The following is a 19,314-nucleotide window of genomic DNA, read 5'->3' as shown; positions in this document are numbered from 1 at the left end:
GGTTTCGAGGTGGCGGCAGTCGCGCACAGGGTGCGCTCCCACATGTCGTCGCCGGGTTTACTTGAAGCCGCGCTCGGCCTTGATGCGTTCGTAGGCGGCGTTGATCTCGCTGGCGCGGGCCTCGGCCTGTTTGCGCATGGCTTCGGGCAGGTCGCCCAGGCGATCCGGATGGTGTTCGGAAATCAGCTTGCGGTAAGCGCGCTTCACCGCGCGATCGTCCACGTCGCGCGAAATGCCGAGCACCGTGTACGGGTCGGGGCCCTGCGTGTTGCGCTGGGGCGGCACGTAGCCGCCATAGCCACCACCATTGCCGCGCGAGCCGTAGCCGCGCGAGCCGCTGGTGGCATTCCAGGCGTAGCCCTTCATCGCCATCAGCGCCATCAGTTCCATGTCGCTGACGCGCAGCGCGAACGCGAGCTGTCGCAGGATGGCCATTTTCTCCGGCGGCGGGTTGCCCTCGGCCAGCACGGTTTCGATCACCACATCCAGCACGGGGAAGGCGTGGTCGCGGCGCAGGCCCACCCAGCGGCGCAGTTCCTCGATGGCCGGGGTGACGTTGAACTCCGGTGCCTTGCCCGCGTTGAAGGCGGTGATGGCCTGCCTGCGCTGGTCATGTTCCAGGCCCATGCGCTGCATGAGGCGCTCGGCAATGGCGATCTCCGCCTCGGACACGCGGCCATCGGATTTCGCCACCGCACCCAGCAGGGCGAACAAGGGGCTGATGTAACCGCCCGCTTCCGGCGTGGCCCGCTTGCGCTGGCCCTGACGCAGGCTGTCGATGATGAAGCCGGTGATGCCGCCCACCACGGCGCCGGGCAAGCCGTGGCCGAAGATCAATCCAAGCAGGGCGAGCCAGATGGTCCAGGTGAAATTCATGGGTTGCCTTGGTGGGACGGCGCCTGCGCGCTGAACCAGCGCGCCAGTTCATCGAGATCAGCGTCGCTCATGGGACCGATGGCCGCGCGCATCTGCGGTACGTTGCGGCGACCGTCGCGGTATTGCTTGAGCGCATCGCGCAGGTAATCCAGCTTCTGCCCGGCGAGGTTGGGCACACCGGGCACCTGCGCCATGCCGGTTTCGCCATGGCAGGCCGCGCACAGGCCCAGGCGCGTCGGTTTCGCGGGCCCCGCCGCATGCGCCAACGCCGCGCCGCACGCCAGCGAGGCGGCGACCATGCACCGTGCAAGCCATGCGAGGCGGGAAGACGACTGGACCATGTTCAAAGGACCGGGCTCAAAAAGCGCCGATTCTAGCAGCCACCGGAAGTCCCGCCGGGAGATGCCATGCCGCGGCGACGCCTCGCGAAGGGGCGCCACCCGCTACAATTGCCCGCTTGATCGCCGGCCCGTCCCGGGCCGTCTTCCCCGTTTTCCCGTCCTGGAGCGCCAGGCCGGCCTTCCAGGAGCGAACGACCGTGCCCACCACCCTGCTGCAATCGAACCTCCCGGGCCTGGACCTGATCCACCGCGGCAAGGTGCGTGACGTCTATGCGCTGCCGGAGAATCGGCTGCTGATCGTGGCCAGCGACCGCCTGTCGGCCTTTGACGTGGTGTTGCCCGATCCGATCCCGGGCAAGGGCGAGATGCTCACGCAGATCTCCAACTTCTGGTTCGCCAAGACCGCGCACCTGGTGCCCAACCACCTGCTCGACGTGCCTCTGGCCGACGTGCTGCCCGCCGGCACCGACCTGAAGCTTTACGAGAAGCGCGCCGTGGTGACGCGCCGGCTGAAGCCGGTGCCAGTGGAGGCCATCGCGCGCGGTTACCTCATCGGTTCGGGCTGGAAGGACTACCAGGCCACCGGCTCGCTGTGCGGCATCAAGCTGCCGGCCGGCCTGAAGCAGGCCCAGCAGCTGCCGGAACCCATCTTCACCCCGTCGACCAAGGCCGCCGTGGGCGACCACGACGAGAACGTGAGCTTCGACGCGGTGGTGGCCGCCGTGGGCCCGGCACTCGCCGAGCAGGTGCGCGAGGCCACCTTGTCCATCTACCAGTGGGCGGCGGCCTATGCCGCCGAGCGCGGCATCATCATCGCCGACACCAAGTTCGAGTTCGGCACCGACGAGAACGGCAAGCTCTACGTGATGGACGAGATGCTCACGCCGGACTCCTCGCGCTTCTGGCCGGCCGATTCCTACCAGGTCGGCATCAGCCCGCCGAGCTACGACAAGCAGTTTGTGCGCGACTATCTGGAAACGCTGGACTGGAACAAGAAGGCCCCGGGCCCGCACGTGCCCGCCGACGTGACCGGCGCCACCGCGGCCAAGTACGCCGAAGCCCTGCAGCGCCTGGCCAACATCACCGTCGACTGAGGCTCGCATGCAGCGCTGGCTCGACAGTTACAGCAACGACCACCAGAACCCCACCAATCGCCTGCTGCACTGGATCTGCGTGCCGCTGATCGTGTGGTGCGCCATCGCCATGATGTGGACCATCCCGGTGCCGCCCATGATCGGCCGCCCCGGCTTCTGGGCGGTGGCCGCGCTGGTGCTGGCGTTCGCGTGGTACTGGAAGCAGTCGCATCGCATCGCCGCCGGGCTGTTCGTCGCGCTGGTGCTGCTGTGCCTGCTCACCGAGTTCGCGTATCGCACGCTGGGCCCGCACACGCTGCTGCTCACCGGCATCGGCGTGTTCGTGGTGGCGTGGGTCGGGCAGTTCGTGGGCCATGCCATCGAAGGGCGCCGGCCGAGCTTCCTGACCGACCTGGCCTACCTGCTGGTGGGACCAGCGTGGTTGATGGACAAGCTGCTGCGGCGTATCGGCGTCTAACACCCTCGCCTACCCGTCATTCCGGCCCTTGCTCCCTTTTCGGGGTGAGCCGGAATGACGAGCAAAAAACCACAGGACATCGCTGAATGACCACCCTGCTCACCCTCATCAGCACCCTGCTCTGGTGGGTGCTCTACAGCAGCATCGGCGCGCTGTTCTTCGCCATTATCGCGTGGTCGGTGCTGCGCTGGGCCGAACGCTGCCCGGTGGTGTTCAACCGCACCTACCTCGCCTGCCTGGTATGGAGCCTCGCCGGCCTGCTGATCGTCGCCGGTGTCGCCATGCACGAGGGGCATACGAAACCGCCTTATGCGCCGCTGCTGGGCTCGCCGTTGTTCCGCGGCGCACTGGTGCTGGACATGCTGATCGGCGTGTTCGTGTTGTGGCGGCTCATTCCACGCGTGGACGCGCATCGCATCCGGCCCGCCAGTGCCTGCCTGGCGGTGGCCGTAGTGATGGCGCTGGCGTTTGGCGCGGCGACCAGCCTGGCCTGAGCATCAGCCCTTGTGGGAGCGCACCCTGTGCGCGACTGCAACGCCGCACGTTTCCTCAGCCGGGATGTGGCGAGTCGCGCACAGGGTGCGCTCCCACAGGGTGAACGCTTCGCTCAATACCCCGTCTTGCGATTCGCCTCGCGCACGGCGTCGATGAAGTGCGTGAACGGCCGGTCGGTGATGGCGACAAGGCCGATATGCGCGTTCTCGCCATCGATCAAACGACCGGTCACAGGTTGGTCGACATACTGGAACCAGTGCACGCCGACAATGACGGGATTGGCCACGGCGTCGGCCACGTAGTGCGCATATGCCTCGCCACGCTGCTGCTCGTTCCAGGTCGGCACGATGCCCTTGCCGAACGGGCCACGGTCGTCGGAGCCGAAATGGAATTCCGAGATCAGCGCTGGCTTGTCGAGCTTGGCGAACGCCGCCGCATCGAAGGCGTGCTCGGGCACGTCGGCATAGCCGTTGAAGCTCACCACGTCGCAGAACTGCGCGCATGACGCCACGGCTTCCGGCGTATGCACCGCGAAGCGTCCGCCCAGGAACAGGTGATGCGGATCATGCTTGTGGATCGCCTGCGCGACCGTGCGGAAGTATTGATCGGCGTAGGTGCGCAGCCACGCGCTGTAGTCATCGGCGATGGCCGGATGCGCGTCTTCCGGAGTCGGTGCCGCGAAGTTGGTGGCGTTCAGTGCATCCCACGAATCCAGCGCGATGCCCCAGGCGGCGGCGAGCTTCGCCGGCGTACCGTATTTTTTCTTCAGGGCTGCGATAAACGCCTGCTTGGCCGGGCTGCGCGCTTCGCCGCGCAAGGTGCCCTGTGCGAGCCCCCAGCGCCCCTGCGGGCCCTGGCCGGCCCACGCCAGTTCGTTGTCGGCGAAGTAGCCGAGCATCCACGGATCGTCGCGCACTTCCTTCGCCGCCTGCGCGGCGGCGGCGTCAGCAGCCTGCGCGAAACGCGGATCGAACGGATCGGGCATGCGGCCCCAGTAGTCGTAGCCGCTGGAGACATTGCCGAACGTGCCGGCGATGTTCACCGAGCGCGTGTATGCCATGCGGTGCATCTGGCTCAGCGCGTCGTCGCTCCAGTTGCCCAGCGTGTTGAAGCCCCAGTGGTCGAGACGTTCGATGGTGCGCGTGCGCCACGCCTGCCGCCAATGGCGACCATCGGCAAGGAACAGGTTCGCCGAGTAGTAGTCGAACCATTTGCCCTGGTGGTAGGCGATGCCCGCCGATGCCTGCTGGCCACCCGTCGATTTGCCGGTGGTGCCGTAGAACGGCGCCCAGCGGCCGCTGTCGCGCGGCAGGTCCTTGAACATGAATTCGCGGCCGTCGATATAGGTGCGGCCACCATCGTCGTCGACGACATTCACGCCCAGCGAAAAGAACGCGTGCCCTTCCGGCGTCACCAGTTGCCAGCGCCCATCACGCTTTTCCGTGCGGAACCAGCCGCTGGCCTTGAATGCGGGCAGGTCGGTGCGGCCGCCATAGCGGTCGAAGCCTTTGTGCGCCGACGCCGTTGCGGGCGTAGCCGCGGGCGCCGGGGCACCCGGCTTCGACTTGAGTTTGGACTTGGGACGGACGCCACGCAGGGCGTCATCGGAATCCACCTTGCCCGGCCACTGGCCACGCGTGTACTGGCCCCAGGCATCGACGATGCCGGTGTAGGCATCGCGCAGATCGTGATCGCCACGCGAGGTATCGAGCTTGCCGAACAGCAGGGTCTGTGCCGCGTTGGGCGAGGGCATGCCCAGGCGCACCGACTTCACGTGCGCAAGATCAAGCGAGCCTTCCACCGTCGTCGCCACGAACAGGCGCTTGCCGCCTGACACATACGGCATCGGCGGACCGGCCTGCATGCCCATCGCACGCGGCGAGGTGGCGTGCAGCGGAATCACCAGCGTCTGCGGCGGGCCCGCGGGAATGCCAAGCGTGGCGCGCAGGTGCTCGCCCTCCTTGACCCCGTCGATGTCGACGGTCAGCGTGACCGGCCACGACATCGCGTTCTGCATATCCACGCGGAGCGAGCCTTCCTTCGACCAGTCGCCCTTGCTCAATACCACCGTGACCTGCGGCTGCGGCGATGGCTGGAACACATAGCGCTGCAACGACATGCCGTCGACCGTGACCGGCTTGCCGTCGAGGGTCACGTGATCGAGCGAGGTCTGGGGCGTCGCGGGTGCCGGCACGGCGCCACTGCTGGCGGCGGTGGCGGGGACAGCGGCGTGCGCTGACGCGGCAGCGGCCGCCCGGCTGAGGTCCGCTTGATCGGTATCACTGGCCTTGTGGCAACCCGCGAGGGCAAACAGGCAGGCAACGGCAAGGGGAGCGATCCGGTTCATCGGCGGCTCAGTACGTGGAATTGGCGGCAGTATGCCTGCGCCGTCTGAAGGCTGCCTTGCTGGATTGGCCTGCCGTGCAAACGCAAATTCATGCAGCCCGCCTCCGTTGCCACGCGCGCCACACGTAATACACCGGCGCACCGGCGGCGATCAGCGCCAGGCTCATGCCGGCATCGCCCGGCGATTTGATGGAGGTGACGATGATCACGCCGAGCACCGTGCAGACAAACAGCAGCGGCAAGACCGGATAGAACGGCACGCGATACGGTGACGGCTCGTTGCGAAAACGCCGGCGATACCAGAACAGCGTGGCGATGCCGAACGCATGCGACAACCACTCGCCCACCGTGGTGTAGTCCACCAGTTGGCCGAAGCTGCCCGAAACCACCAGCACGATGGCCCAGCCACCCAGCACCGCCAGTGCCACGCGCGGCGCGTGCGAGCGCGCATGGATGCGACCCACGGCGTTGAACAACATGCCGTCCGCGCCCATGGTCTGCAGCACGCGCGCGCCGCCGGCAATGGCGATGCTGCAATAGCCGAAGGTGGAGCAGGCGATACCGATGGCGATCACGGTGGCGCCGTTCTCGCCGAACAGGCGGCGCATCAGGTCGGCGGCCGGCGCCTGGCTGGCCGCAAGACCGGCATGGCCCAGGCCCGCGAGGTAAGCGAAGTTGACCATCACGTAGCAGATCACCACGCCGCCCAGGCCCAGGCCCAGCGCGCGCGGCAGGGTTCGCTGCGGTTCGCGGACTTCGCCGGCCAGGTCGTTGAGGTAGTGGAAGCCGCCATAGGAGAAGAGCACCGGCAGCAACGCCCCGAAGAACGCGCCGGGCGCCACCGGGTGGGCCGTATCCGTCGCCAGCACGGCGCCGAACTGCCCGTGCGCCAGCACCACGCCCACCACCACGAGCAATGCGATGGCGGTCAGCTTGAGCACGGTGAACACATTGAGCATGCGGGAGCCGGCGCGGATGCCGAAGAAGTTCACGCCCACGATGAAGGCAATGGCGCCCGCCGCGACCGGCTTCACCCACATCCGCGTGTCCAGCCCCACGGCCGCGCACAAATAGTCCGCAAAGGTAGTGGCCACGGCCGCCACGCTGCCGGGGTAATTGATGAGCGCCATGGTCCAGCCGAACAGGAAGGCCGGCAACTGCCCGAACGCCTCGCGCAGATAGATGTAGACACCGCCCGCATGCGGCCGCCGCGCGCCCAGCTCCGCGTAGCAGAGCACGCCGGCCAGGGTGAGCAGGCCACCGATGGCCCACAGCGTCAGCAGTTGCGCGCCCGAGGCGGTGCGCTCGGCCACCGTGGAAGCGGTGCGGAAGATGCCTCCGCCAATGACGCCACCGATCACGATGGCCGCCGCATCCCAGGTGCCCAGGCGGCGCAGATAGGCGGAAGAAGTCTCAGCAGTCATGGGGCGGCACGGCTTCCTTCGCGACAGGTGGGAAGCACGGACGATAGCGGACTGCGGCCGGTTGTTCGACTGGCTGAAGACACGCGGTTGCCCGCCCCTGCAAGAGGGGCGCAACGGCAGGTCCCCGCAAGGTCACGCGGTCGCCGTGATCGGCAAACCGCCCTCGATGCCACGAAATCTCCAAGGCAATCAGTAGTTTTTCGCTATCGGGCGCTGCCCGCCCCGGCCATAGTCAGGGCTTCGGTCGCCAACGCGATCCGGCTCCCCTTCCCCTGCTGAAGCATTGCCCGGAGGCACCATGAGCACCGTTGCGAGCCTCGTCCCCCCCGAGGACGACAAAACCCTTGGCCCCCTGCTGGCAGGCGACCGCGAACTGGTCGCCGTGGGCAAGAAGATCCGCGTGCTGAAGGCCATCGACTGGCCACAGACCATGGAGGCGGCCTTCATGGCTTCCTGGGAGAAGGGCAACCCGGTACTGCCTCAGCCCCCCATACACCAGCCGGACCTGACCGGCGAGACGGCCACCCTGAAGACCATCATGGCCAGGCTGGACCGTGGCCACCCCATCGGCGACTGGCTGTTCAAGACCGCGTGGAGCTATCTCACCGCCGCGCAAATGCTGATGGGCATCGGCACGGCGGCTTTCACCCGTTGCTCGACGGCACTGTACGGGCGTCCCGACACGATCTATCCCGGGCAGACCTCCAACGCCGTGGATGCCGCCAGGGATCTGCTCACCATCAGCGACGACCTGATCAGCCGCGAAGGCATCCCACACGTGCCGGCGGACATTCCCGCGGAGGAATTTGCCCAGCGCCTGCGCGAACGGCTGGGCCCGTTCTTCGACAAGGACGAGGTGAAAGTCGTGCTCGACCCCGACTTGCCGTCCAAGGCAACGGCGGGAAGCAAGAGCATCAACCTGCGTTCGACGGCGCTGTTTTCCGCACTGGACCTGGAGCAACTCACCGAACACGAAGCCTTCGTGCATACGGCGACGCTGCTCAATGGCAAGCACCAGCCTTACTTCAAATCGCTGGGCCTGGGCGCGCCGCGCACCACCCGCGCGCAGGAAGGGTTGGCGACGTTCTCGGAGATCATTACCGGCTCGATCGACCTCAACCGACTCCGTCGCATTGCGCTGCGCGTGGTCGCGGTCAAGAACGCGCTGGATGGCGCGGACTTCATCGACGTGTTCCGCGGCTTTCTCGACGCCGGCCAGTCGCCGGTGGAGAGTTACCAGAGCGCCGCACGCATCTTCCGTGGCGGCGATCCGCGCGGCCGCATCTGCTTCACCAAGGATGCCGCCTACCTGGAAGGCGTGATGGGCATCTATGTGTTCATCCGCAAGGTGCTGCAGGCGGGCCACGTGGAGATGCTGCCGCTGCTGTTCGCCGGCCGCGTGACCACCTCCGACGTCATCACGCTCAGCCCTTACCTGCAGGACGGCCTGATCGCGCGCGCCGTCTACGTGCCGCCGTGGGCGCGCAATCCGCAGCGCATCCTGTCGCTGATGGCGTTTTTTACGGCGGCCCAGCGCTTCCGGCTCGACACCTTCGATCTCCACACCTTCGTGGAACTGGAAGAACAGCGCGTGGACGAGAGCCTGCATACACCTTGGCAATAAGGCGGCAGCTGTCGCGCACAGGGTGCGCTCCCACAAGTGGCCGGCGTTCCTGTGCGCAACAGGCCATGCGACCCACGCCACGCGCCAACGCCGCGGTTTCGTGGTTGACTGTGCCTCCCCTTCGCCCCGTGTCCCGTTGTGCCGTCCCAGCCTCGCAAGATCATCCACGTCGACATGGACGCGTTCTACGCGTCGGTGGAGCAGCGCGACGATCCCTCGCTGCGCGGCAAACCCGTGGTGGTGGCGTGGCGCGGTGCACGCTCGGTGGTGTGCGCCGCCAGCTACGAGGCCCGCAAGTTCGGCGTGCGTTCGGCCATGCCGGCAGTGCGGGCGGAGCGCCTGTGCCCGCAGGCGATCTTCGTGCCACCCGACTTCACGCGCTACAAGGCCGTATCGCGGCAGGTTCGCGAGATCTTCGCGCGCCACACCGACCTGATCGAACCGCTGTCGCTGGACGAGGCCTACCTCGACGTCACCACCACGCACACGAAACTGCCCTCGGCGACGGCCACCGCCGAAGCTATCCGCAGCGCCATTCGCGACGAAACGCAGCTCACCGCCTCCGCCGGCGTGGCGCCCAACAAGTTCCTCGCCAAGATAGCCTCGGACTGGCGCAAGCCCGATGGCCTGTTCGTGATCCGCCCGAACCAGGTGGAGGCCTTTCTGGCGCCGCTGGAGGTGGGACGCCTTCCCGGCGTCGGCAAGGTGATGGAGGCGAGGCTGGCCGAACTGGGCATTGCCACCGTCGCCGACCTCCGGGCGCTGGACGCGCTGGCGCTGGAGCAGCGCTTCGGGCGCTGGGGCCGGCGCCTGCACGAGCTGTCGCTGGGCATCGACGAGCACGTCGTGCAGCCCGACCGCCCGACCCTGCAGGTGTCGGCGGAAGACACCTTCGAAAGCGACCTCACGCTGGCGGAGATCGAGCCGCACATCCGCCGCCTGGCGGAAAAGGCGTGGGCGGCGCACCAGCGCGAGGCCAGCGGCCCGCACGCACGCGTGGCGCGCACGGTGGTGCTGAAGCTGAAGACCTCGGACTTCCATACGCTCACGCGAAGCTTCACGCCATCGACACGCCCCGGCTCATCGCAAGAAGTTGCCGACGTCGCCTGCGCCCTGCGTGATCGCGTCGAACGCCCGGCGGATCTGCGCTATCGGCTGGTGGGCGTGGGCCTGGCGGGCTTCGTGGATGCAGACAGTTTTGCCGCGCAAAGCGATCTCTTCGGCGCCATTGGTTTCAACTGAAACCACAGCTGTAGGTGTTCGGCGACCGAAAGAATTGTTAAAGAGGCCTTGTCTCGGTCCCGATTTCCTGAAAGAGTGACTGCGGGGAACCCAACAAGCGGTGCAATACCTATAGACGTCCAGGCGCCTATAGCGGGGACTCTTTTGCCTAAAAATTCGGGGAGACATCCATGCAGTCCAATTACAATCGTCTGTCGATAGCGGTACGTCTGGCGCTTTCCGTCGGTATCGCTTCCACGGCCGCCATGGCTCAGGCGCAGGACGCAACAACGAACAAGGACGCATCGAACGCGCAGAGCCAGGGCACCACAGAACAGCCCAAGCAATCCAGCGCGAAAACACTTACCGCCGTTTCGGTGACCGGCTCGCTGATCCGCCGCGTGGACGCCGAAACAGCCAGCCCGGTCGTCACGCTCGACCGCAACGCGATCACCAACAACGGCAGCCCCACCCTCGGCAACGTGCTGCAGCAGTTGCCCAGCGTCGCGGGTAATGCCACCAACACGCAGAACAACAGCAACGGCGGCGGCGGCGCGAGCCCCACGCTGGAAGGTGGCGACGGCGCGGCCCGCGTGTCGTTGCGTGGCCTCGGCACGACCCGCACCCTGGTGCTGGTAGACGGCCAGCGCCTGGCCAATGCCGACCTCAACATGATTCCGCAGAACATGATCGAGCGCGTGGACGTGCTGGCCGAGGGTGCCTCGACCGTGTACGGCTCCGACGCCATCGGCGGCGTGGTCAACTTCATCCTGCGCAAGGACTTCAAGGGCGCGGAGCTGAGCGTCAACGACGGAATCTCCGACCATGGTGACGGCCAGCGCCACGGTGCGCAGTTCACCATCGGCGCCAGTGGCGAGCAGGGCAACGTCTACGCCGGTGTCGACTACAACAAGTACGACCCGGTGCTCGCGCCGCGTCGCGACTTCTCGGCCCGACAGCTGTATCTGTACAACGGCGGCCCGCAGGCGTCGGGTTCGCACAGCATTCCGACCGGCCGTATTCTCGTGCCGGCAGGGGGGCCGCTGGGAGATAAGACGCCGGGTGGTTGCGAAATCAACTCGCAAGGCAATGCCTATGTGACGCTGGCCAACGGCAATGGCAGCAGCCTCGGCAACTATCGCTGCTTCAGCAACGCGAACGACACGTACAACTACAACGCGTTCAACTACATCCAGCAGAAGCAGGAACGCACCAACGTCTTCGTCGGCGGCAACTACAAGTTCAACGACAACGTGACGTTCTTCGGCCAGGCGTTCTACAACCACACCAACTCGTCGGGCCAGGATGCCCCGGCGCCGACCGGCGTGGGCGATGGCTGGCACGTGCTGGCGAGCAATCCGAACAACCCGTTCGGCGTTACCTTCAGCCAGGGCACCCTGGTCGATCCGGCCGCACCGGGCGCCGACAGCGGCTATGCCTTCAACACCCGCCTTACGGGCCTGGGCACCCGCCTGCACACCTTCACCACCACGAATGAACAGATCAACGCGGGCCTGCGCGGCAACTTTGGCCAGAGCAGCTGGATCTGGGACGCCAGCGTCAACTACGGCCACTCGCACCGCGAGCAGACCAACTACAACGAAGTGAACGTGCCGGCCTTCCAGGCCGCCATCGACGCCGGCGCCAACATCTTCAACCAGGCCGATCCGGCGGTGACGGCGCTGTTGAGGAAGGGCGTGGATGCGCCGCAGTACACCCTCACCAACACCATGAAGCAGGCGCAGGCGAACGCGTCGGGTGAACTGTGGGATCTGCCCGCAGGCACCATGCAGCTTTCGGTGGGCGCGCTGTATCGCAAGACGTCGATGACGTACAACGTCACGTCCGACGCGATCCTCGATCCGGTGACCAACACCTGCGTCGTGCTGTCCGAAGCCTGCGGCTCGCCGGGTGGCGGCAGCGACACGGTGAAGGAACTCTATGCCGAAACACTGATCCCGCTGCTGTCCGAACAGCCCTTCGCCTACTCGCTGAACGTCGACGTGGGCCTGCGTTATTCGGACTATGACTCCTCGGGCAACACCACCAACGGCAAGATCGCCATCGAGTACCGCCCGATCGCCGACCTGCTGATGCGTGGCACGATCTCGCAGGTGTTCCGCGCGCCCAACATGGACGAGCTGTACGACGGTCGCACCGTGGCCGGTCCCAACCTGACCGACCCCTGCGTCAACCTCAACGCGGCACAGCTGGCAGCGCATTCGGCGGCCTGCCAGAACGTTCCGGTGGGCTGGAGCGGCAACCCGCTGGGCCAGGTCACCGGCTACTACTCGGGTGCCGCCGCGATTGGTTCCAAGCTCAAGCCTGAGCAGGGCAAGTCGATCGACATCGGCCTGGTCTACTCGCCGAGCTGGCTCACGGGCCTGTCGAGCTCACTCGACTTCTGGCACATCTACCTCAGCGACACGCTGACGCCGGTTCAGGCGCAGACCGTCGTGAACGCTTGCTTCAACAACAACAACAGCCCGTACTGCTCGTACATCAACCGCTATGACCAGACCAACAAGCTGGCCGGCGCGGTGAACTACATCAATACGCCTGTCGTGAACCTGGGCAATCTGAGCACCAGCGGCGTCGACTTCACCTTGAACTACGCCATCCCGCACTTCGACATCGGCGGCGTGGACCCGGGCAACTTCAAGGCCGGCCTCAACACCACCTACATCGCCACGTACAAGAACGATGCCACCCCCGGCCAGCCGGGCGCGCAGTCGATCAACTACGCCGGCACCTTTGGTACGCAGTTCGGCAACATCTCCCGCTGGCGCGGCACGCTCACGCTCAACTGGGCGATGGGTCCGTGGAGCGCCCAGTGGCAGTCGCGCTACATCCACCCGGTGACCAACCTCAATGCCAACCTGGATACCGGCGGCAGCGCACCGATGGCTTCCGTGCTGTATCACTCCATCCAGGCTGGTTACGAGTGGGCGAAGATCCACACCCGCTTCGACGTGGGCATCGACAACCTCAGCAACAAGACCCCGCCGCTCGCCTACGAGAACGGGTCGAACTACAACGTCGATACCGCCACGTACGACGTGATGGGCCGCTACTACTGGGCTCGCGCGACGGTCAAGTTCTGATCTGACCGGCACCATGGCCGGATGGCCGCGACGAATCCGTCGCGGCCATCCCGCTGCTAGGATTCAGGGATGACGAATCACTCGCCATCCACCGCGGAACGCACCGCACGCATGCTCGCCGCCTACAATCGGGGCGACCTGGCCACCGTGCTGTCCCTCGGCGAGCCACTGCGCGATACCGAAGACAGCGACGAAACCGCCTTGCTGCTGCTGGGCGCGGCCCAGCAGGGCAACGGGCAGCTGCAGGATGCGCTGGACAGCTTCCAGCGATTGGTGCGCCGCCACCCGCAGGTTCCCGAGTACTGGAACAACCTCTCTGTCGTGGCACGCCAGCTGGGCGATCTTGAAAGCGCCGAGCACGCATTGCTGCAGGCACGCACACTCGCGCCGCAGGAAGCCCAGGTCCACTACAACCTTGGCCTGCTGTATGCACAGCAGCAACGCTGGCTGCAGGCGCGCCATGCGCTGCTCGATGCCGTGCAGCTCATCCCGGGATTCGTCGATGCGCGGCTGCAGGCGGCCCATGCCTGTCACCAGTGCGGCGACAACCAGGGCGAAGAGGCGATGCTCGCCGGTGCGGCCACTTGGCCGCCCCAGCCGGCGGAACAAGCGCTGCTGCTGGCCACGATGCTGTCCGGCCAGGGCGACCAGGCCACCGCCTTCCACGTGCTGTCGCAAGCCGAACTGCCGGACGGGCCGGACGCGCAGGCCATGTCGTGGCGGCTAGCAGTCCTTCGCGGGGCCATGCACGAACGCAGCAACCAGACCGAGCTCGCACAGGCGGAACTGGATCGCATACCCGCGCACGTGCTGGCGTCGCCACAGGATCACGCACCCGCCCTGATCACTGCGCTGTGGCAGGCCCGTGCGGCCATCGCACTGCGTCGCGGACAGCCCGAACTGGCGGCGGAACTGTACGAACACCTGCTTGCCCGGGACGACGCGCCCGAGGCGAGCGCAACCGCTGCATTCGGACTGGCGGGCGCGCGGGACAAGCAAGGCCGCCGCGAAGAAGCCTGGCAGGCCGCCGAACGGGCCCATGCCATTCAATGGAACCTCGCCAGCGCGCTGGTGCCCGAACTCACCGTCGAAGGCAGCCACGCGCTGACCATGACGGCGCACGGTGTCAGCCATCGCGAGCATGACCGCTGGACGCCATTGACCGCCCCGTCCAGCCGGGAAAGCCCGGTCTTCGTGGTGGGTTTTCCGCGCTCGGGCACGACGCTGCTGGAGCAGATGCTCGACTCGCACCCGGACTTCCGCTCCATGGACGAGCGGGGTTTCGTCTACGAGCTGATCGGACGCATGCAGGCCGCCGGCCAGTCGTACCCGAACGATCTGGCCCGCATGACGCAGGGCGAAGCGAACCAGCTGCGCGCGATCTATGGCGACATGGCGGCCAAGGTCCTTCCGGACCTCGGGCAACGGCGGCTCGTCGACAAGAACCCGCTCAACATGCTCTGCCTGCCCATGATCGCGCGCCTGTTCCCGGAAGCGCGCATCATCATGTGCCTGCGCCATCCCTGCGATGTGCTGCTCAGCTGCTACATGCTTCCCTTCCGCTCACCGCCCTTCATGGTGCTCTGCTCGTCGCTGCAACGGCTGGCCGAGGGCTATGTGCAGGCCTTCGAACACTGGTACCGGCAGGTCGAGGTGTTCGCGCCGCGCGTGCTCGAATGGCGTTATGAATCGGTGGTCAGCCGCTTCGATGAGCACGTCGTGCGCCTGGGCCAGTTCCTCGACGTGGACGACACGGCGCCGATGGCCCACTTCGCCGAACATGCCCGCGCCAAGGGTTACATCAGCACGCCGAGCTATGCGCAGGTCACCGAGGGCATTCATCGCAAGGCGGTGAACCGGTGGCACGCCTACCGCGAAAAGTTCGAGCCGGTGTTGCCGATCCTCCGGCCGGTCATGGCCCGGCTTGGCTACGACGAATGACACGCGTCGCCGCTGCCGCGCGGCACTAAGCTGCTTCATACCCTCCATGGACGAAACCCCATGCATGTCGAAGTACCCAAGGTGAAGTGGCATTCGCTGCGCGAGTTCCTGCAGCATTACCTGATGATCGTGCTCAGCATCCTCACCGCCCTTGGCCTGGAACAGTGGATCGAGCACGCGCACCATCGACATGCTGCCGAGCACGCGAGCGAGCAGATCAACACGGAGCTGGGCAACACGCTGCGCGACATCCAGGCCGCCATCGACATGGATGAGAAGAAGCTCGAGCCGCTGATCGCCCTCGACACGGCCATCAGCGACGACGTTCGCAAGGGGCTGTCGGATGTGGAGATCAACAAGCACATCCGGGAGCAGAGCAAAGGCTTCACCCTTGCCATCAACTGGCCGGCCTTCAACAGCCAGGCCTGGGACGTGGCCGTCGCCAACCAGTCGGCCACCTGGATCGACGCGGATCACCTGCACCGCTACGCCGTCGCCTACGCGGCCTTGCGCGAAACCGCGAACTGGACCACGCACAACGCCACCCTGGCGCTCAATGCACCACGCATGATCGACCTGCAGACGCGCATTCGCCTGGGCAAGGATGTCGATCCGATGGAGTTTCTGAGTATGTCGCAGCAGATGATCGTCAGCACGCGGGGAACCATCCAATACCTGAAGGATGCCTCGACACCGATCAAGGCGGCGCTGGACCCTATCGGCCAATGACACCGGACGCCTGATGGAACGGCAGCGCCACGGCACGGCGTTGCCTTTGCCATGCCAGGCCGCGTGAGCTGGCAATCCATCTCGTAGCGAGATTTCCTTCCTGCAAGACCTCGCTTTCACGCAAGACATCCACGTTGCATCGTCGGCGACGACCATGGTCGCCGGACGACTTCACGAAGCAGTCACAACTTCGTCGTACCGCTCCGCATGAAATGTGCAGCGCATCACAGACATGTCGACCATGTCAAAAATGGCTTGTTTTAGGCACTTTTTTGCATGACCACGACAGTCATGAACGAGTCTTGCAACAAGCCATTGTGATGACGACTTTCACGCTCGCGCTTTTTTGCGGGCACCGTCGTCAACGATGATGCGTCCTCTCGCGTCGACGAGACGATATTTGCTTTGTTCTCAATGCCTCGTGTCGCTTTGATCGATGCAAGGCATTCTGTCGTGTTCCTTACATCGAACGACGCACTTTTTTTCGATTTGCAACGGCGCGACGCATGGGTTACCAAACGCTCCTGAGTGCTCAGGGGACACCCTGTTTCCCCGAGTGCTCGTGACTGGGGAAGTCTTCACCTTCCGTCGTCCGGAAGGAGCCATGAGATCGCAAGAGATTCGCTGCAACCCTCGGGTTGCCGGCGTGTAGGTGAGTTGTTGCCTGTCATCGGCCGACGGAATCGTCCGCGGTCGACAACCCATGACCATTCGCGTTCCAAGGGAGATACTCAATGCGTGCAAACACCAAGATTGCGCTGCTCGCGGGCCTGATCAGCGCCGCCCTCCTTCCCGCTGTCTACGCCGCGCCTTCGGGCGGCGCTTCCATGCAGGCTGCGACGTACGTCAGCCCGATGGAAGAAACGGCACGCGCCAGCTGGCGCGAAGCCATGGCGCAGATCGCCACGCCGTCGGAAGGTTGCTTCCAGGCCACGTACCCCAGCGTCATCTGGCACCAGACCGCCTGTCATGAGCTTCAGCCGCGCGTTGCCCCGACCCCGCGCTTCCGCCTGTTCGGTGGTGCGGCGGAAACCGCCGGCAATGGCAACGACTACACGCTGCAGAGCACCAGCCTGATCAAGCAGGCCGTGGGCACATTCCCGTCGGTGACGGGCGTGACGTCGGAAACCGGCGTGGGCGTGGCGGCGTATGGCGGCGGCGGCATCCTTGGCCCGAACGAGTATTCGCTGCAGATCAACTCCAGTTTCAACGACACCACCTCCGCCTGCCGGGGCCACTCGGGTTGTACGGTGTGGCAGCAGTTCGTCTACGCGCCCGACTATGAAGTGCAAGGCTCGGCCGCCGTGTTCATGCAGTACTGGCTGATCAACTACGGTGGCACGCGCTGCCCGACCGGCTTCGGCAGCGACGGCGCAGGCGACTGCTACAAGAACAGCGCCGCCACCACCGCGCCGGACGTACCAGCCACCCAGCTGGGTAACGTCAAGCTGAGCGGCGGCGTCACCGCCGGCGGCAAGGACACGGTGGTGTTCACCAACGGCACCACGGCCTACAGCTCCAGCGGCGCCGACAGCGTGCTGTACCTGGCGCAGGTGTGGAAGGTCGGCGAGTTCAACGTGGTCGGCAACGCGGGTGGCTCGGAAGCGCAGTTCAACAGCGGCTCGCACATCACCGTGAAGCTGGCGGTGACCAACGGCTCCACCACGGCACCGTCCTGCGTCGCCAACTCCGGCAGCACGGGCGAGAGCAACAACCTCAACCTGGGCAGCTGCACGACGGCGGGCGGCAGCAACCCGTCGATCCAGTTCACCGAATCGAACTGATCGCAGGCACAAAAAAAGAGCCCGGGATGTCCCGGGCTCTTTCTTCGTAGCGACAGTGCCGACTTACTTTTTCTTCTTCGGCATGTACAGGTCGGTAATAGTGCCTTCGTAGACTTCCGCCGCCATGCCCACCGACTCACCCAGCGTGGGATGCGGGTGGATGGTGAGGCCGATGTCGGCCGCTTCCGCACCCATTTCGATCGCCAGGCAAAGCTCGCTGATCAGGTCGCCCGCATGCGGGCCGACGATGGCGCCACCGACGATGCGGTGGGTCTCTTCGTCGAAGATCAGCTTGGTGAAGCCTTCCGTGCGGTCGATGCCGATGGCGCGGCCGCTGGCCGCCCACGGGAACTTGCCCACGCCGACCTTGAGGCCCTTTTCCTTCGCCTCACGTTCGGTGACGCCCACCCATGCCACTTCCGGATCGGTGAAGGCGACGGACGGGATCACGCGCGCATCGAAGTAGCTCTTCATGCCGGCAACGACTTCCGCCGCCACGCGTGCCTCGTGCGTGGCCTTGTGCGCCAGCATGGGCTGGCCGACCAGGTCGCCGATGGCGTAGATGTGCGGCACGTTGGTGCGCATCTGCGTGTCGACATTGATGAAGCCGCGCTCGGTCACTGCCACGCCGGCCTTGTCCGCGCCGATCTTGTTGCCGTTGGGCGAGCGGCCCACGGCGACCAGCACGCGGTCGAACACGGTGGTTTCCGGAATGCTCTCGCCTTCGTAGCTGACCTCGATGCCCTTCTTGGTGGCCTTGGCTTCCACCACCTTGGTCTTGAGGTGCACGCCCTTGAGCTTCTTGGCCAGGCGCTGCGCCAGCGGCTTGATCAGGTCGGCGTCGGCGCCCGGGATGATCTGGTCCATGAACTCGACCACGGTCACTTCGCTGCCGAGCGAGGAGTACACGGTGGCCATTTCCAGGCCAATGATGCCGCCACCGACGACGAGCAGCTTCTTCGGCACTTCCTTCAGCTCGAGCGCGCCGGTGGAATCCATGATGCGCTCGTCGTCCCACGGGAAGGCCGGCAGCTTCACCGACTGCGAACCCGCGGCGATGATGGCGTTCTCGAAACGGATCAGCTTGGTGCCTTCGGCCGTCTGGACTTCCATCTCGTTCGGCGAGACGAAGGTACCCACGCCCTGCACGGTACGCACCTTGCGCTGCTTGGCCATGCTGGACAGGCCGCCGGTGAGCTTGCCGACCACCTTGGTCTTGAAGTCGCGCAGCTTGTCGATGTCGATCTTCGGCGCGCCGAAGCTGACGCCGTGCGCGGCCATCGCTTCCGCTTCGTCGATCACGGCGGCCGCGTGCAGCAGCGCCTTGGAGGGAATGCAGCCGACGTTGAGGCAGACGCCGCCCAGCGTGGCGTAACGCTCGACCAGCACGGTATCGACGTCGAGGTCGGCCGCGCGGAACGCGGCGGTGTAGCCGCCGGGGCCGGAGCCGAGCACGACCAGCTTGCATTCGATGTCGGGCGTGCGGCCCGAGGCACCGGCGGCCTTCGGCGCGGGCGCGGCAGCCGGTGCCGGCGCTGCGGCAGGAGCCGGCGCCGGTGCGGGTGCCGGAGCAGCGGCCTTCGGCGCATCCGCCTTGGCGGCGCCGTCAGCGGCTTCCAGCACGGCGATCAGCGCGCCTTCGGACACTTCGTCGCCCACCTTGACCTTCAGCTCCTTGATCACGCCGGCGGCGCTCGACGGAATCTCCATCGTGGCCTTGTCCGACTCGAGCGTGATCAGGCTCTGTTCCTTGGCGACGGTGTCGCCAACCTTCACCAGCACCTCGATCACCGGCACGTTGTCGTGGCCGCCGATGTCGGGGACTTTGATTTCGATGGTGCTTGCCATGGGGAATCCTTGGATTTCTTTTCGCTACGC

Annotated in this window: 14 protein-coding genes; 9 read left to right on the top strand and 5 right to left on the bottom strand. The window is 65.9% G+C overall.

Features of this window, described 5'->3' with window-relative positions:
* Positions 1–57: 57 nt before the first annotated feature.
* Both djlA and HY57_RS05460 read right to left on the bottom strand, forming a co-directional pair.
* Positions 58–876, bottom strand: a complete 819-nt coding sequence (djlA, locus tag HY57_RS05465; protein ID WP_019465829.1) for a co-chaperone DjlA — start codon at positions 874–876, stop codon at positions 58–60.
* On the bottom strand, positions 873–1,175 hold the full coding sequence (locus tag HY57_RS05460) for a c-type cytochrome (protein ID WP_019465828.1): 303 nt from the start codon (positions 1,173–1,175) through the stop codon (positions 873–875). Before HY57_RS05460 ends, djlA begins: the two co-directional genes overlap by 4 nt.
* A 239-nt stretch (positions 1,176–1,414) precedes the next feature.
* On the opposite strand from HY57_RS05460, the gene HY57_RS05455 reads away from it, so the two are divergent.
* The 3 genes from HY57_RS05455 (at position 1,415) to HY57_RS05445 (ending at position 3,262) form a co-directional block, all read left to right on the top strand.
* Positions 1,415–2,311, top strand: coding sequence for a phosphoribosylaminoimidazolesuccinocarboxamide synthase (locus HY57_RS05455; protein ID WP_019465827.1), 897 nt, complete (start codon positions 1,415–1,417; stop codon positions 2,309–2,311).
* Between the two features lie 7 nt (positions 2,312–2,318).
* Positions 2,319–2,768, top strand: coding sequence for a DUF962 domain-containing protein (locus HY57_RS05450; protein WP_019465826.1), 450 nt, complete (start codon positions 2,319–2,321; stop codon positions 2,766–2,768).
* Positions 2,769–2,854: 86 nt separating this feature from the next.
* The gene (locus HY57_RS05445; protein WP_019465825.1) at positions 2,855–3,262 is read left to right on the top strand and encodes a hypothetical protein; all 408 of its coding nucleotides are present in this window, start codon (positions 2,855–2,857) and stop codon (positions 3,260–3,262) included.
* A 113-nt stretch (positions 3,263–3,375) separates the two neighbouring features.
* On the opposite strand, the gene HY57_RS05440 is transcribed toward HY57_RS05445, so the two are convergent.
* Positions 3,376–5,610, bottom strand: coding sequence for a hypothetical protein (locus HY57_RS05440; RefSeq protein WP_019465824.1), 2,235 nt, complete (start codon positions 5,608–5,610; stop codon positions 3,376–3,378).
* Positions 5,611–5,698: 88 nt separating this feature from the next.
* A complete protein-coding gene (locus tag HY57_RS05435; protein WP_019465823.1) occupies positions 5,699–7,033 on the bottom strand; it encodes an APC family permease in 1,335 nt (444 codons plus the stop codon).
* Positions 7,034–7,331: 298 nt separating this feature from the next.
* Between HY57_RS05435 and HY57_RS05430 the strand changes: the two genes are divergently transcribed.
* The 6 genes from HY57_RS05430 (at position 7,332) to HY57_RS05405 (ending at position 17,436) form a co-directional block, all read left to right on the top strand.
* On the top strand, positions 7,332–8,657 hold the full coding sequence (locus HY57_RS05430) for a flavohemoglobin expression-modulating QEGLA motif protein (protein WP_019465822.1): 1,326 nt from the start codon (positions 7,332–7,334) through the stop codon (positions 8,655–8,657).
* Between the two features lie 138 nt (positions 8,658–8,795).
* Positions 8,796–9,899: a DNA polymerase IV gene (dinB, locus tag HY57_RS05425; RefSeq protein WP_019465821.1), complete on the top strand. Its 1,104-nt coding sequence runs from the start codon at positions 8,796–8,798 to the stop codon at positions 9,897–9,899.
* A 170-nt stretch (positions 9,900–10,069) separates the two neighbouring features.
* The gene (locus tag HY57_RS05420) at positions 10,070–12,982 is read left to right on the top strand and encodes a TonB-dependent receptor domain-containing protein (RefSeq protein WP_019465820.1); all 2,913 of its coding nucleotides are present in this window, start codon (positions 10,070–10,072) and stop codon (positions 12,980–12,982) included.
* A 69-nt stretch (positions 12,983–13,051) separates the two neighbouring features.
* A complete protein-coding gene (locus HY57_RS05415; RefSeq protein ID WP_019465819.1) occupies positions 13,052–14,923 on the top strand; it encodes a tetratricopeptide repeat-containing sulfotransferase family protein in 1,872 nt (623 codons plus the stop codon).
* Between the two features lie 60 nt (positions 14,924–14,983).
* Positions 14,984–15,652 (top strand): hypothetical protein, encoded by a 669-nt coding sequence (locus HY57_RS05410; protein WP_019465818.1) that lies wholly within the window; start codon positions 14,984–14,986, stop codon positions 15,650–15,652.
* Between the two features lie 734 nt (positions 15,653–16,386).
* A complete protein-coding gene (locus HY57_RS05405) occupies positions 16,387–17,436 on the top strand; it encodes a hypothetical protein (protein WP_019465817.1) in 1,050 nt (349 codons plus the stop codon).
* 63 nt (positions 17,437–17,499) lie between these two features.
* On the opposite strand, the gene lpdA is transcribed toward HY57_RS05405, so the two are convergent.
* Positions 17,500–19,284 carry a dihydrolipoyl dehydrogenase gene (gene lpdA / locus HY57_RS05400; protein WP_019465816.1) on the bottom strand — a complete coding sequence of 595 codons (1,785 nt, stop codon included), beginning with the start codon at positions 19,282–19,284 and terminating at the stop codon, positions 17,500–17,502.
* Positions 19,285–19,314: the final 30 nt, after the last annotated feature.

This window comes from Dyella japonica A8 (assembly GCF_000725385.1).
Classification (GTDB): domain Bacteria; phylum Pseudomonadota; class Gammaproteobacteria; order Xanthomonadales; family Rhodanobacteraceae; genus Dyella; species Dyella japonica_C.
The sequence above is the reverse complement of the archived record's forward strand: the minus strand, read 5'-3'. Positions and strand labels throughout refer to the sequence as shown.

Excerpts from the sequence above, each read along its gene's own strand:
- djlA (WP_019465829.1), bottom strand. The coding sequence starts at position 876 with ATGAATTTCACCTGGACCATCTGGCTCGCCCTGCTTGGATTGATCTTC.
- HY57_RS05435 (WP_019465823.1), bottom strand. The coding sequence starts at position 7,033 with ATGACTGCTGAGACTTCTTCCGCCTATCTGCGCCGCCTGGGCACCTGG.
- HY57_RS05415 (WP_019465819.1), top strand. The coding sequence starts at position 13,052 with ATGACGAATCACTCGCCATCCACCGCGGAACGCACCGCACGCATGCTC.
- HY57_RS05460 (WP_019465828.1), bottom strand. The coding sequence starts at position 1,175 with ATGGTCGCCGCCTCGCTGGCGTGCGGCGCGGCGTTGGCGCATGCGGCG.
- HY57_RS05420 (WP_019465820.1), top strand. The coding sequence starts at position 10,070 with ATGCAGTCCAATTACAATCGTCTGTCGATAGCGGTACGTCTGGCGCTT.
- HY57_RS05410 (WP_019465818.1), top strand. The coding sequence starts at position 14,984 with ATGCATGTCGAAGTACCCAAGGTGAAGTGGCATTCGCTGCGCGAGTTC.
- HY57_RS05405 (WP_019465817.1), top strand. The coding sequence starts at position 16,387 with ATGCGTGCAAACACCAAGATTGCGCTGCTCGCGGGCCTGATCAGCGCC.
- HY57_RS05430 (WP_019465822.1), top strand. The coding sequence starts at position 7,332 with ATGAGCACCGTTGCGAGCCTCGTCCCCCCCGAGGACGACAAAACCCTT.
- HY57_RS05445 (WP_019465825.1), top strand. The coding sequence starts at position 2,855 with ATGACCACCCTGCTCACCCTCATCAGCACCCTGCTCTGGTGGGTGCTC.
- HY57_RS05450 (WP_019465826.1), top strand. The coding sequence starts at position 2,319 with ATGCAGCGCTGGCTCGACAGTTACAGCAACGACCACCAGAACCCCACC.
- HY57_RS05440 (WP_019465824.1), bottom strand. The coding sequence starts at position 5,610 with ATGAACCGGATCGCTCCCCTTGCCGTTGCCTGCCTGTTTGCCCTCGCG.
- lpdA (WP_019465816.1), bottom strand. The coding sequence starts at position 19,284 with ATGGCAAGCACCATCGAAATCAAAGTCCCCGACATCGGCGGCCACGAC.